Origin of the sequence: Streptomyces zhaozhouensis (genome assembly GCF_900230195.1) — a bacterium.
GTDB classification, from domain to species: Bacteria; Actinomycetota; Actinomycetes; order Streptomycetales; family Streptomycetaceae; genus Streptomyces; species Streptomyces zhaozhouensis.
The window spans coordinates 76,616-89,571 of the sequence record NZ_OCNE01000001.1 but is presented as its reverse complement, the minus strand read 5'-3'; the positions used below and the strand labels follow the sequence as shown (position 1 = coordinate 89,571).

Annotated in this window: 13 protein-coding genes; 9 read left to right on the top strand and 4 right to left on the bottom strand. The window is 74.8% G+C overall.

What is annotated here, in order from left to right:
• The first annotated feature begins 95 nt into the window (after window positions 1-95).
• Window positions 96-512 carry a RidA family protein gene (locus tag CRP51_RS00470; protein WP_097228884.1) on the top strand — a complete coding sequence of 139 codons (417 nt, stop codon included), beginning with the start codon at window positions 96-98 and terminating at the stop codon, window positions 510-512.
• Here the strand turns inward: CRP51_RS00470 and CRP51_RS00465 are convergent.
• Window positions 499-1,239: a class I SAM-dependent methyltransferase gene (locus tag CRP51_RS00465; protein ID WP_097228883.1), complete on the bottom strand. Its 741-nt coding sequence runs from the start codon at window positions 1,237-1,239 to the stop codon at window positions 499-501. The genes CRP51_RS00470 and CRP51_RS00465 overlap by 14 nt on opposite strands.
• A gap of 160 nt (window positions 1,240-1,399) precedes the next feature.
• On the opposite strand from CRP51_RS00465, the gene CRP51_RS00460 reads away from it, so the two are divergent.
• Both CRP51_RS00460 and CRP51_RS00455 read left to right on the top strand, forming a co-directional pair.
• Window positions 1,400-2,566 carry a sensor histidine kinase gene (locus CRP51_RS00460; protein WP_439333111.1) on the top strand — a complete coding sequence of 389 codons (1,167 nt, stop codon included), beginning with the start codon at window positions 1,400-1,402 and terminating at the stop codon, window positions 2,564-2,566.
• Window positions 2,563-3,213, top strand: a complete 651-nt coding sequence (locus CRP51_RS00455) for a response regulator (protein WP_097228881.1) — start codon at window positions 2,563-2,565, stop codon at window positions 3,211-3,213. The genes CRP51_RS00460 and CRP51_RS00455 overlap by 4 nt, the downstream gene beginning before the upstream one ends.
• 189 nt (window positions 3,214-3,402) lie before the next feature.
• On the opposite strand, the gene CRP51_RS00450 is transcribed toward CRP51_RS00455, so the two are convergent.
• A complete protein-coding gene (locus tag CRP51_RS00450) occupies window positions 3,403-4,254 on the bottom strand; it encodes an NAD-dependent epimerase/dehydratase family protein (RefSeq protein WP_097228880.1) in 852 nt (283 codons plus the stop codon).
• A gap of 182 nt (window positions 4,255-4,436) precedes the next feature.
• Here CRP51_RS00450 and CRP51_RS00445 point away from each other — a divergent pair, with 182 nt between their 5' ends.
• The 4 genes from CRP51_RS00445 (at window position 4,437) to CRP51_RS00430 (ending at window position 8,746) form a co-directional block, all read left to right on the top strand.
• Window positions 4,437-5,375, top strand: coding sequence for a 5-dehydro-4-deoxyglucarate dehydratase (locus CRP51_RS00445; protein ID WP_097228879.1), 939 nt, complete (start codon window positions 4,437-4,439; stop codon window positions 5,373-5,375).
• A 1-nt stretch (window position 5,376) separates the two neighbouring features.
• Window positions 5,377-6,588, top strand: a complete 1,212-nt coding sequence (locus tag CRP51_RS00440) for a hypothetical protein (RefSeq protein WP_097228878.1) — start codon at window positions 5,377-5,379, stop codon at window positions 6,586-6,588.
• Window positions 6,589-6,734: 146 nt separating this feature from the next.
• Complete coding sequence (locus CRP51_RS00435) at window positions 6,735-8,183, top strand: NCS2 family permease (RefSeq protein ID WP_097228877.1); 1,449 nt, start codon at window positions 6,735-6,737, stop codon at window positions 8,181-8,183.
• 80 nt (window positions 8,184-8,263) lie between these two features.
• The gene (locus CRP51_RS00430; protein ID WP_097228876.1) at window positions 8,264-8,746 is read left to right on the top strand and encodes an NUDIX hydrolase; all 483 of its coding nucleotides are present in this window, start codon (window positions 8,264-8,266) and stop codon (window positions 8,744-8,746) included.
• A gap of 15 nt (window positions 8,747-8,761) precedes the next feature.
• On the opposite strand, the gene CRP51_RS00425 is transcribed toward CRP51_RS00430, so the two are convergent.
• Window positions 8,762-9,337, bottom strand: coding sequence for a TetR/AcrR family transcriptional regulator (locus tag CRP51_RS00425; RefSeq protein WP_097228875.1), 576 nt, complete (start codon window positions 9,335-9,337; stop codon window positions 8,762-8,764).
• A 118-nt stretch (window positions 9,338-9,455) separates the two neighbouring features.
• Here CRP51_RS00425 and CRP51_RS00420 point away from each other — a divergent pair, with 118 nt between their 5' ends.
• Window positions 9,456-10,376 carry an NmrA family NAD(P)-binding protein gene (locus tag CRP51_RS00420; protein ID WP_097228874.1) on the top strand — a complete coding sequence of 307 codons (921 nt, stop codon included), beginning with the start codon at window positions 9,456-9,458 and terminating at the stop codon, window positions 10,374-10,376.
• A 21-nt stretch (window positions 10,377-10,397) separates the two neighbouring features.
• On the opposite strand, the gene CRP51_RS00415 is transcribed toward CRP51_RS00420, so the two are convergent.
• The gene (locus tag CRP51_RS00415; protein WP_097228873.1) at window positions 10,398-11,168 is read right to left on the bottom strand and encodes an IclR family transcriptional regulator; all 771 of its coding nucleotides are present in this window, start codon (window positions 11,166-11,168) and stop codon (window positions 10,398-10,400) included.
• Between the two features lie 137 nt (window positions 11,169-11,305).
• Between CRP51_RS00415 and CRP51_RS00410 the strand changes: the two genes are divergently transcribed.
• The gene (locus CRP51_RS00410) at window positions 11,306-12,838 is read left to right on the top strand and encodes an aldehyde dehydrogenase (NADP(+)) (protein ID WP_245880285.1); all 1,533 of its coding nucleotides are present in this window, start codon (window positions 11,306-11,308) and stop codon (window positions 12,836-12,838) included.
• Window positions 12,839-12,956 lie beyond the last annotated feature (118 nt).

Genomic DNA, 12,956 nt, shown 5'->3' with positions numbered 1-12,956 from the left:
CGCGTCCGGCCGCCCCGCCCGTCGCCGTCCGCGCACCGGCGCTCCGCCCCGCGGACCGGGACACCGGCGCGGCCGGGACGGTGCACAATGCCGGCATGGCCGACACACACCGCCCCCCGCCGCTCCGTCATGTCGCCGCCCCCGAGGGGGTCGCCCCGGGCAACGGCTACAGCCACGTGGTCAGCGGCCACGGGGAGTGGGTCGTCGTCTCCGGCCAGGTGGCGCTCGACGCGGAGGGCCGGGTCGTCGGCGAGGGCGACCCCACCGCCCAGGCCGAGCGGGTCTTCGACAACCTGCGGCGCTGTCTGGCGGCGGCCGGCGTGGGCTTCGCCGACGTGGTGAAGCTGACGTACTTCCTGACCGATCTCGCCCATCTGCCCGCCGTGCGGGCGGCGCGCGACCTGCACGTGGACGTGACGCGGCCGCCGGCCAGCACCGCCGTGCAGGTCTCCGCGCTCATCCGGCCGGAACTGCTGCTGGAGGTCGAGGCGCTGGCGCTCAGACGGCGCTGAGCGCCGTCGCCGCAGCGGCCTGCCCGGTCGGCGCGGGCGCGGTGAGCCGCCAGACGCGGGCCGGCGGCAGATTGCCCCAGACCGTCCGGGAGCGTGCCGCGCACCGGTCGTGGTACGCCGCCAACTCCTCCTCCACACGCAGGTGGCGCATGGCCTCGGCGCGGGAGGCCACCAGGGCGCGGGCCCGCCGGGTGCCCCGGTAGGCGAAGTAGGTCAGGACCCCGCCGGGCCGCAGCAGTTCCAGATAGCGGTCCATGATCGCGGTGACCCGCGCGGTGGGGAAGTTGGCGAACGGCAGCCCCGAGACGATCACGTCGTACCGCACGTCGGCCAGCAGTTCCTCCACCCTCCCGATGTGCACCCGCACGTCCCGGCCCGCCGGGCGCGGCAGCCGGTGCAGCCGGTCGGCGAAGCGCGGGTTGGCCTCGACCACGTCCAGCCGGCTCCCCGAGGGCAGCCGCGCCAGCAGCACCCGCGTCACGGCGCCGGTGCCGGCCCCCACCTCCAGCACGTTCGCCGCCCGCCCCCGCCGTTCGCGCAGTGGCAGCGTCAGCGCCGAGGCCAACGCCCGGCCGCTGGGTGCCACGGCGCCCGTGGCCTGGAGGTCGCGCGCGGCCTCCAGCAGGAACGCCCACCGTCCGGCGGAGCGCACACGGCACGGCGCGGCGGCGGAGCGGGCGGGGTTCGGAAAGCGGTGCGGGGTCTCGGGAAGGGGCGCGTCGTCCATGGTCAGGACGGTAGAAAGCCGGGAGCGCCGGGGAATCCGCCGATCCGCGACGGGCCACCCCCGACGAAAGTCGGTGCCGAGCCGCCCGATGGTCGAGGGCGGACGGCCCCACGGCCGACCTACGATCGGTCCCGTGAGTCGGGTCGGTCTGGTGAGCGCGCTGAGCAGGAGAGAGAACCCCGCCTGGGGCACCTACGCGCGCTACGGGGTGGTGCTCTTCCTGACCGGCACCTCCGTGCTGAACGCGGGCGCGGCCGCCGCGGGCCGCTATGTCTCGCCGGCCACCGGTGCCGCGTTGCTCTGCGCCCTGGCCCTGCTGGTGCGCGGCATCCCCTGGTGGGTCGCCCCGGCGCTGACGACCGTCGCGGTCGGCCTCGGCGGCTGGCCGCTGCTGCCGCTGCTCCTGGTCGCGCTGCTGGACCTGGCGACGCGACGCCGCACCGCCGTCGCCGTCGGCTGCGCCCTCGCCGCGCTGACCGCCAACTTCGCGGCGCCCGAGTCGATCTCCCTGTGGCGGCCCCAGCAGTACGGGGCGCCGGTCTTCATGGTGCTGGCCATCATCGTCGGCGGGTGGCTCGGCAACCGGCGGCGGCTGGTGCGCGCGCTCCACGACCAGGTCGAACACCTGCGGATCGAACGCGCGTTGCGGGAGGAGACCGCCAGGGCCGCCGAACGTTCCCGGATCGCCCGCGAGATGCACGACGTGCTGGCCCACAGACTGAGCCTGATCGCCCTGCACACCGGGGTGCTGGCCACCCGCTCGGAGTCGCTGCCCGCCCCCGTCGTCGCACGCCTCGGGCTGCTGCGCACCACGTCGACCGAGGCCCTGTCCGACCTGCGCGACGTGCTCGGCGCGCTCCACGACCCGGGCGCCGCCGCCGCGGGGACCGCGCCGGCGCCCGTGCTGCGCGACGTGCGGGAACTGGTCGACCAGGCGGGCGAGGCGGGGCAACGGGTCACCCTCGAGGTCGCCGGAACGCCGGAACGGGCACCGGCGGCGCACCGGCTCGCCGTCTACCGGCTGGTGCAGGAGGGACTGACCAACGCCCGCAAGCACGCCGGCGACGCGCCGGTCGACGTGCGCCTCGACCACGGCCCGCCGGCCACCGTCGTGGAGATCGCCAACGGCCGCGGCGCCGCGCCGGCCACCAGCGCGCCCTCCGGCTTCGGCCTCGTCGGCCTGCGCGAACGGGTCGCCGCCCTCGGCGGCAGGCTGGAGGCCGGGCCCGACGAGGCCGGCGGCTGGCGGCTGACGGCCCGCGTTCCGCATCCCACCCACTCCGAGCCCACCGCCCCGGGCCCAGAAGAGAACGGCTCCCGCGCATGATCCGCGTCCTGATCGTCGACGACGACGCCCTGGTCCGCCTCGGACTCGCCGACCTGCTCGACGCCGACGGGGACATCGAGGTGGTCGCCCAGGCGCCGGACGGGCTGCGCGCCGTCGAGTTGGCCACCGCGCACCGGATCGACGTGGCACTGGTGGACGTGCGGATGCCCCGCATGGACGGCATCACGGCCACCGGCCGGCTGCGCGCGCTGCCGCACCCGCCGAGGGTGATCACCCTGACGACGTTCGACCTGGACGAGTACGTCTACGGGGCGCTCGCGGCCGGCGCGGACGGCTTTCTCCTCAAGGACACCGACCCGGCCGAGATCCAGCGCGCCGTCCATCTGGTCGCCTCCGGCTCCGCGATGCTCCACCCGACGGCGGCCCGCCGGCTGATCGACCGCTACCACCACACCGGCCAGCCCCGCGCGACGGCGGCGCGCGCCCGCGTCGAGCGGTTGACGCCACGGGAGCGGGAGGTGCTGGCGCTGGTCGGCCAGGGCGAGACCAACGCGGACATCGCCGGCCGCCTCGGGATGCGGGAGAGCACCGTGAAGGCCCATGTCAGCCGGGTGTTGACGGCGCTGGAGGTCACGAACCGGGTCCAGGCGGCCCTGCTGGCCAGGGACGCCGGCCTGAGCGGGTAGCCTCCGGCGGTCCGCTGGGGCCGCGGTTTCCCGCGCCCCCGGTGCTGGTGGGCGTGGTCGTTCAGGCGCGGGTGCACGCGCTGCCGGCGGGGCGGCCTGAGGGGGCGCGCGGAACGGCGCGGTGCATGAGTGCCGCGCCGGCTACGTGGGGGGCCGTCCGCGGCCCGGCGCGGCGAGCGCGTCCGTGGCTCAGTGGGGCCACAGCGGCGGGTCGGTCATGAAGTGACCGCCGAGCCGCGCCTGTTCGGGTTGACTGGTGTCCAACTCCCCGTGCTCGGCGATCAGTTCCGCCGCGAACTGCTCCGAGTCGTCCTGCGGCTCGTATCCCAGCGCCCGCGCCGAGGTCAGGTCCCAGACCGTGCGGGTGTTGGCGGACGAGCCGTAGACCACGGTGTGGCCGACGTCCGGCGCGCTGAGCGCCGCGGCGAAGAGGCGGGCGCCGTCGGCCGGGCTCATCCAGACCGACAGCATCCGCACGGACGTGGCCTTCGGGAAGCAGGAACCGATCCGGACGGAGACGGTCTCGATCCCGTGCAGCTCCCAGTACAGCTGGGCCAGGTCCTCGCCGAAGCACTTGGAGAGCCCGTAGAAGGTGTCGGGCCGGTGCGGCGTGTCCACCGGGATCGGCGGCTCGCCAGGGGCCGGCCACTCCGTCGCGCCCACGGCGTGGTTGCTGGAGGCGAAGACGATCCGCCGCACGCCCTCCTCGCGGGCCGCCTCGTAGAGGTGGTGCAGGCCCTCGATGTTGGCCCGCAGGATCTTCTCGAAGGTGGACTCCACGGAGATGCCGGCCAGATGGAGGATCGCGTCCGTGCCGCGCACCGCCTCCCGCAGCGCCTCGCGGTCGGCGAGGTCGGCGACGACCGCGTCCGGCTCGCCCTCCACGGGCAGCATGTCCAGACAGCGCAGCCGGTACCCGTGCGCCGGCAACAGCTCCCGCATCAGCGTCCCGACGCCGCCGGCCGCCCCGGTGAGCAGGACGAGGGGGCGCGTGTCGTTCCCCTCCGACGGTGTCCGTTCAGCGGGCTGATCTGCCGGCATGGGCGCTCCAGGAGTCACGAGGCGGGACAAGGGCGGGCCGCGAGGCGGGTTTCCGGGTCACGGTAAGCGCTGACCTGGACGTCGTCAACGGCGGGTTGACCGGGGAATCGCCGCTGAACTAGCGTGGGTTGTTCAGAAACATGGACGATGGTCATCATCATGCACGGTCAGGGGAGTAGAGAATGACCGACGCGAGACTCGGTGAACGCCTGGACGGCCTGCTGTTCTTTCCGGTGACCGCCTACGGTCCCGACGGCTCGCTCCACCTCGACGCCTACCGCGCCCACGTGCGCGCCGGCGTCGACGCGGGCGCCGGCGCGGTCTTCGCCTGCTGCGGCACCGGCGAGTTCCACGCGCTCACCCCCGACGAGTTCGAACGCTGTGTCGCCGCCGCCGTCGAGGAGACCGCCGGCGCCGTCCCCGTGGTGGCGGGTGCCGGCTACGGCACCGCGCTGGCGGGCGAGTTCGCCCGCCGCGCCGAACGCGCCGGCGCCGACGGCCTGTTGGCGATGCCGCCCTATCTGGTCGTCGCCGACCAGCGCGGCCTGTTGCGCCACTTCACCGAGCTGGCCGCCGCCACCTCGCTCGACGTCATCGTCTACCAGCGCGACAACGTCGTCCTCGCCCCCGACACCGTCGCCGCCCTCGCCGCCACCCCCGGGATCGTCGGCCTCAAGGACGGCCTCGGCGACCTCGACCTCCTCCAGCGCACCATCTCCGCCGTGCGCGCCGCCCACCCCGACCGGCCGTTCCGCTACTTCAACGGCCTGCCCACCGCCGAGCTGACCGGGCTGGCCTACCGCGGCCTGGGCGTCACCCTCTACTCCTCGGCCGTCTTCGCCTTCCTCCCCGAGGTGGCCCTCGCCTTCCACGCCGCCCTCCACGCCGAGGGCCCGGAGCACGAGGAGACGCTGCGCCGGCTGCTCGACGGCTTCTACCGCCCGCTGGTGGAGCTGCGCAACGAGGGCAGGGGCTACGCCGTCTCCCTGGTCAAGGCCGGGGTGCGGATGCGCGGCCTCGACGTCGGCGAGGTGCGGGCCCCGCTCAGCGAGCCGCTGCCCGCACACCTCGACCGGCTCGCCGCGTTGATCGACACCGGCCTCGGGCTGGTGCGGAGCTGACATGCGCGCCTCGACCTTCGTCTATCCCTGGGACCTCGTGGGCGACCCCGCCGCCGCCGAGCGGATCGCCGCCCTCGGCGTGCGCCAGGCCACCCTCGCCTCCGCCTACCACAGCACCCGCGCCCTCACCCCGCGCCACCCGGGGCACCGGGTGGTCACCGCCCGGCACTCCGCCGTCTACTACCCGCCCGACGAGGCCCGCTGGGCCGGCCGCGCGCCGCGCCCGTACCGCCAGGGCTGGCTCGACGAGGACGACCCCTACGGCGTGGCGGCCGAGGCGCTGGCCGCCGTCGGCGTCGAGACGCACTCCTGGGTGATCCTCGCCCACAACTCCCGGCTGGGCGAGGAGTATCCGGAGAGCACCGTGGTCAACGCCTTCGGCGACCGCTACCCCTGGGCGCCGTGCGTCGCCAGGCCCGAGGTGCGCGCCTACGCGGAGGCGCTGGCGGCGGAGGCCGCCGTCCGCCCCGGCGCCGCCGGCGTCGAGCTGGAGTCCTGCGGCTGGTACGGGCTGGAACACCTGCACGCCCACGACAAGATCGGCGGCGCCGCGCTCGGCGGCGTCGGCGCCCTGCTGATGTCCCTCTGCTTCTGCGCGGTCTGCGCCGACGGCTACGCCGACGCCGGCGCCGATCCCGAGCGGCTGCGCGCCGCCGTGCGCGCGGCGCTCGCGCCGGCGTGGGCAGGGGCGTCCGCGCCGGGCGCGGGGGACCGCGCGGGGGAGTGGGCCGGCGTGGTCGCCGCGCTCGGCGAGGAGCGGGCCAAGGCCGTGGCGGCGTGGCGGTTCGGCGTCGCCGACGCGTTCCAACGCGCCACCGTCGCCGCCGTCCGTGCCCGCGCCGCCGAGGCGGGCCGCCCCGACTTCCGCGTGCTGCTCCACGCCGACCCGGCGCCGCACCGCTGCGGCGCCAACGTCGGGGTCCAACCGGCCGCCGTGCTCTCCCACGCCGACGGCGTCGTGGTGCCCTGCGCCGGGGGAGCGGCGGCGCGCTCCGCCGCGCTGACCCCGTTCCAGGGGCCGGCCGCCGCCGGCCGGACCGTCGCCGCCAATCTGCCCGTCGTCGCGGGCATGGGCGGCTCGCCCACCACGCTCGCGGCCGACGCCGCCCACGCCGCCGCGCTGGGCGCCACCGAACTCCGCCTCTACCACGCGGGGTTGGCCAACGACGCCGATCTGCGCGCGGTCACCGAGGCGTTGAAAGCCCTGGACTGAGCCCTTCGCGCGCCCGCCGTCCGCCCTCCGGACGCAGGACGCGATTGCGTAACGTTGCCGTCGTTCGTCACCCCCGCGAAACCCGCGCACCTCGCCGAACAGGGAGAATCCACGAGTCCCGACCCCGCTCAGTCAAGGATTCAACGATGCCGGTCCATCGGCCGACCCAGGGCGACAGCGCGCCAGGAGCCAGCGCTGCCAGCTCCCCACTGGAGCGCTTCTTCCAGCTCGGCGCCCGAGGTTCGAACGTGGCCAGGGAGGTGCGCGGCGGCGTCGCGACCTTCTTCACCATGGCCTACATCCTGGTGCTCAACCCGCTCATCCTCAGCGGCGCCCAGGACGTCCACGGCGACACGCTCTCCCCCGTCCAGGTGCTCACCGTCACGGCGCTGGTCGCCGGTGTGATGACCATCCTGATGGGCATCACGGCCAACCTCCCGCTGGCGCTGGCCGCGGGCCTCGGCATCAACGCGATGGTCGCCTTCCAGATCGCGCCCCGGATGTCCTGGCCCGACGCGATGGGCCTGGTCGTCCTGGAGGGGCTGCTGCTCTGCGTGATCTCGCTGACCGGCTTCCGCGAGGCGGTCATGAACGCCATCCCCATGGCGCTCAAGCAGGCCATCGGCGTGGGCATCGGCCTCTTCATCGCCCTGATCGGCTTCGTCAACGCCGGCTTCACCATGGGCCACGAGGGGTCCCCGCCGCTCAGCCTCGGCGCCACCGGCGAGCTCGCCGGCTGGCCGGTGCTCGTCTTCTGCCTCGGTCTGCTGCTGACGCTCGCGCTGCTCGCCCGCCGGGTCAAGGGCGCGATCCTCATCAGCATCGTCGTGATGACCGTCTTCGCCATGATCGTCAACGCCGTCGCCGACATCCCCGAGGCGGCCTGGGGGCTGACCGTTCCCGTCTGGCCGGACGCGCTCGTGGCGGCGCCCGACTTCGGCCTCGTCGGCCAGTTCAGCCTCTTCGGCGCGTTCGCCGAGATCAGCGCCATCACCGTGGTGCTGATCATCTTCACTCTCTTTCTGACCGACTTCTTCGACACCATGGGCACGGCGGTCGGCGTCACCAGCGAGGCCGGTCTGCTCGACGACGAGGGGCGCGTCCCGCGCCTGGGGCGGCTGCTCTTCGTCGACGGCCTCGCCGCCGCGGCGGGAGGCGCGGCCTCCGCCTCCTCCAACACCTCCTACGTCGAGTCGGCCGCCGGAGTCGGCGAGGGCGCCCGCACCGGCCTGGCCAACCTCGTCACCGGCGCGCTCTTCGGCCTCGCGCTCTTCCTCTCCCCGCTCGCCACCGTCGTCCCCGCCCAGGCCGCCGCGCCGGCGCTGGTCGCGGTCGGCTTCCTGATGATGACCCAGGTCGCCAGGATCGACTGGGCCGACCACACGCTCGCCATCCCGGCGTTCGTCACCATCGCCGTGATGCCGTTCACGTTCTCCATCACCAACGGCATCGGCGCCGGTTTCGTCGCCTATGTCGTCCTCAAGGCCGTCACCGGACGCGTCCGCGACGTCAACTGGCTGGTCTGGGTCACGGCGGCGCTCTTCGTCGTGTACTTCGCGATCGACCCGATCCGCCAGGCGCTCGGCGTCGACTGACACCCGTGCCCGGCCGTCGCCCGCCGCGACCGGCTCCGGTCCGCCATACTGCCGGGGAGTCCGGCGGCAGGGGAGGGGCGATGGGCGGGCGCAGGTCGGCGCGGGTGCTGTTGGTGGACGGCAGTGAACGGCTGCTGCTGTTCCGGATGGCGGGGGAGAACGGCGCGCCGACGCTGTGGATGACGCCCGGTGGGGGCGTGCGGCGGCGGGAGTCGCTGGCCGTCGCGGCGGCGCGGGAGCTGTGGGAGGAGACGGGGCTGCGCGTGGCACCCGGGACGCTGGGCGCCCCCGTCGCCTGGACCGGTGGGCACGCGGATCTGGGCTGGCGCAGCGGCTACTTCGAGGACCACTTCTTCTTCCACCGGGTCGCCGCGCACACCGTCGACGCCGCCCACCGGGACCCGCACGAGGTGCGGGCGCTGGCCCTGCACCGCTGGTGGCCGGCCGCCGAACTCGCCACCAGCGCCGAGCCGCTCACCCCGCACGGCCTCTCCCCGCTGCTGACCGACCTTCTCGCCGGCCGTCGTCCGTCGGCCCCCGTCCGCCTGCCCTGGCACCACTGAGCGGGCCTTCGGGGCTCACCCCGCCGGGCTCAGTCCCGCGACCGCCACCTGGAAGAGCCGTTCCGCCTGGGCCTCCGGGGCCGCGTGGTGCTCGGTGGCCAGCGCGATCCCGACGATCAGCGTGATCAACTCGCTCATCGTGACGCCCCCGTCCACCGCGCCGGCGGCCTCCGCGCGGCGCAGCAGCGGCGCTCCGGCCCGCTCCAGCGACGCCGAGCAGGCGTTCTCGTAGACCGACTCCGGCTCGGCGCCGTCGACGGCGATCGCGGCGGCGAACCCCCGGGCCGAGGCGCAGTAGGCGACCACGTCGCCCAGCCACTCCAGCAGCGCGGCCCGCGCGTCCTCGCCCCGCTCCAGCTCGGCGGCCCGCGCGCACAGCGCGTCGATGCGCGCCCGCGCGACCGACTCCAGCAGCGCGCGCCGGGTGGGGAAGTGGCGGCGCACGGTCGCGGAGCCCACCCCCGCGACGCGGGCGATCTGCTCCAGCGAGGCGCCCGCGCCGTGCTCGGCGACCTCCGCCTCGGCCACGGCGAGGATCCGCGCGTGGTTGCGGCGGGCGTCGGCGCGTCGCTGGGGGGCGGGCTTCGACATGGGGCTCACCTCGGGGGTTGCGTGAAGTGGCGGGGTCCGCCGTATTCTATCGTCCACGGAAACGGCGGGCCCCGCCGTTTGTGCCGCGCAGGCACGCCCGAACTCCCCGGAGGAACACATGTCCACCGACTCCGCACCCGTTCTGGTCACCGGCGCCACCGGCAGGCAGGGCGGCGCGACCGTCCGCGCCCTGCTCCTCGCCGGGCGCCCCGTGCGGGCCCTGGTCCGCGACCCGGGCACCGCACGCGCCCGGGAGGTCGAGGCGCTCGGCGCCCGGCTGGTCACCGGCGACCTGGGCGATCCCGCCTCGCTGGCGCCCGCGGTCGAGGGCGCCGGCGCCGTCTTCTCCGTGCAGATGCCGCCGGCGCGCGGCGCCGACTTCGACTACGCCGCCGAGATCGCCCAGGGCGTCCATCTGGTCGAGGCCGCGCGGGCCGCGGGCGTGCGGCAGTTCGTGCACACCTCGGTCAGCGGCGCCGGCCAGCACCGGGACGCGCCCGGCTGGGCGGAGGGGCGCTGGGCGGCGATGATGCCCACCCTGGAGGCGAAGGCGACGATCCAGGACCGGGTGCGGGAGGCCGGTTTCGCCCGCTGGACGCTGCTCAAGCCGGGTTTCTTCATGGAGAACTTCCTTCCCTCCATGGCCTTTCTCTTCCCGCGCGGCGTCGAGGGCGGCCTCGTCTCCGTCGTCCGCCCGGACACCCGGCTCTCCCTGGTCGCCACCGCCGACATCGGCCGGGCCGCCGCCGCCGCGTTCGCCGCGCCGGAGCGGTTCCACCGGGTCGAGCTGGAACTGGCCGGCGACCATCTGGCCATGACGGCCGTCGCGGAGGTCCTCTCCGACGCGCTCGGCCGGGAGTTGGCGGCGCCCGACATGACGGAGGAGGAGGCGCTCGCCGCCGGGATGCCCCGCATGGGGGCCTCCCACGAGTGGCTGAACGTGGTCGGCCAGCCCGCACGCCCCCGCTTCGCGCGGGAGTTGGGCCTCGACGTCACCTCGTTCGCCGACTGGGCGCGCTCCCGGCTGCGCGCGGCCTGACGCCTCCTCCGGCCGGGGTGCTCACAGGTGCCGCGTCGCCAGGCTGAGCCGGTCGCGCGCGTCGAAGAGCGCCTCCCTGATCAACTGCTCGTGCGCCTCGGTGAGTCGGGCCACCGGCACCGAGCAGCTGATCGCGTCCCGCGCCGGCCGGCGGTAGGGGATGGCGATGCCGAAGCAGCGCAGGCCCAGCGTGTTCTCCTCGCGGTCGACCGCGTAGCCGCGCTCCCTGACCACCGCCAGCTCCGCGATCAGCTCCTCGCGGTCGGTCAGGGTGTGCTCGGTCAGTCCCTCCAGCCGCTCGGGCAGCAGCTCCCGCACCTTCTCGTCCGGGTGGGTGGCCAGCAGCGCCTTGCCCAGCGAGGTGGAGTGCGCGGGCAGCCGGCGGCCGACGCGGGTGAAGGGGCGCAGATAGTGTTCGGACTGGCGGGTCGCGAGATAGACCACGTTGGTGCCGTCCAGCCTGGCGAGGTGGATGGTCTCGCCGGTGTCGTCGGCGATCCGGTCCAGCGTCGGCCGGGCGGCGGCCACCACCTCGTCGCCGTCGATGTAGGAGGTGCCGACCAGCAGCGCCCGGACGCCGATGCCGTACCGGGTGCCGGTGGCGTCGGTCTCCACCCAGCCCAGATCGACCAGGGTGCGCAACAGCATGTAGAGGCTCGACTTGGGGTACCCGACGGCCGACTGCACGTCGGCGAGCGAGTGCATTCCGGGTCGGCCGGCGAAGAACTCCAGAAGCTCCACCGTGCGGACCGCCGACTTGACCTGGGAACCACCCATCTCACCGGCTGGCATCGTCCTTGACCCCCTTGTTTCCCACCCGATAGAGTCCGAACCGAAATTCACATATCGGGACGATGTTCAGAATCTCGAACGGTACTATAGCGAACCTCGTCCCTCCGGGAGCAGACCGTTCAGGAGGATCGATTCCGGTGGCAGTACCAGTGTGGAGTGTGGACCCCCGAACCGGGAACCAGCGCGAGCAGGCGGCGGTGGAGGCCACCGCCGAGGAGGTGGACGCGGCCGTCCGGGCCGCCCACGCGGTGCGGGACGCGCTCGCCGACCGGGAGGTCAGGATCGCGCTCCTCCGCGCGGCCGCCGACGAGTTGACCGCCGACGGCGAGCGGCTCATCGCGACCGCCGACGCCGAGACGGCGCTCGGCGAGCCCCGCCTCACCGGCGAACTAGGCCGCACCACGGGCCAGTTGCGCGCGTTCGCCGACGAGATCGAGGACGGCGGCTACCTCGACGTGATCATCGACCACGCCGACGCCTCGCTCACCCCGCCCCGTCCCGACCTGCGGCGCTACAAGATCCCGCTCGGAGTGGTCGCGGTCTACGCCGCCTCCAACTTCCCGTTGGCCTTCTCGGTGCCCGGCGGCGACACCGCCAGCGCCCTGGCCGCCGGCAGCCCCGTCGTGGTCAAGGCGCACCCGGACCACCCGGCCACCTCCGAGCTGGCCGGCGCCGCGCTGCGCCGGGCCGCGGCGAAGGTCGGGCTGCCGGAGGACGTCGTCACCGTGGTGCACGGCTTCGAGGCCGGCGTCGCGCTGGTCAAGCACCCGCTGGTCGCCGCCGCCGGCTTCACCGGCTCGGTGCGCGGCGGGCGCGCGCTCTTCGACGCGGCGGCGGCCCGGCCGCGGCCGATCCCGTTCCACGGCGAGTTGGGCAGCCTCAACCCGGTGGTCGTGACCGAGGCCGCGGCGGCCGAGCAGGCCGACGAGATCGGCGCCGGGCTCGCCGGCTCGATGACGATGGGCGTGGGCCAGTTCTGCACCAAGCCGGGGCTGGTCCTGGTCCCGGCGGGCGAGGTCGGCGACCGGTTGGTGACCACGCTCGGTGAGAAGTTGACCGAGGTCGCCCCCGGCGTGCTGCTCGACGGCCGGATGCGCGACGCGTTCCTGGCCGGCGTGGACGACAGGAAGGCACTCGACGGGGTCGAGGCCCCGGTGAGCGCCGGCGAGGGCGAAGGCCGCACGGTCGCCGCCGGCTTCCTGACGGTGGACGGGCGACGGCTGCTGTCCGAGGGCGACCACGACCTGCTGCTGGAGGAGTGCTTCGGCCCGATCACGGTCGTCGTCCGCTACGCCGACACCGCGCAACTGACCGCGCTGCTCGGCAGGTTCCCCGGCAACCTCACCGCCACCGCGCACCTCGGCGCCGCCGACACGGACGACGGCACGGGCGCGCGGCTGCTCGCCGAGCTGACCCCGCTCGCCGGGCGGGTGCTGGTCGGCGGCTGGCCCACCGGCGTCGCGGTCGCCCCGGCCCAGCACCACGGCGGCCCCTACCCGGCCTCCACCTCAGGCTCCACCTCGGTCGGGGCCACCGCCATCGAGCGGTGGCTGCGACCGGTCAGTTACCAGAACGCACCCGAGGCGCTGCTCCCCGCCGAGCTGCGCGACGACAACCCGCTGGGAGTCCCCCGGCGCGTGAACGGCATCCGCGAGGTGCGCGAGGGCTGAGCACGCCCCGCACACCCCCGCGCGCCGAGCGGAGACGGACACGTGCGAACGAGAGGGGAACGTGCGGCCGCCGCCCGTACCCACGGTTGAGTGAACCCACAGGGTGAATCAGCCGTAT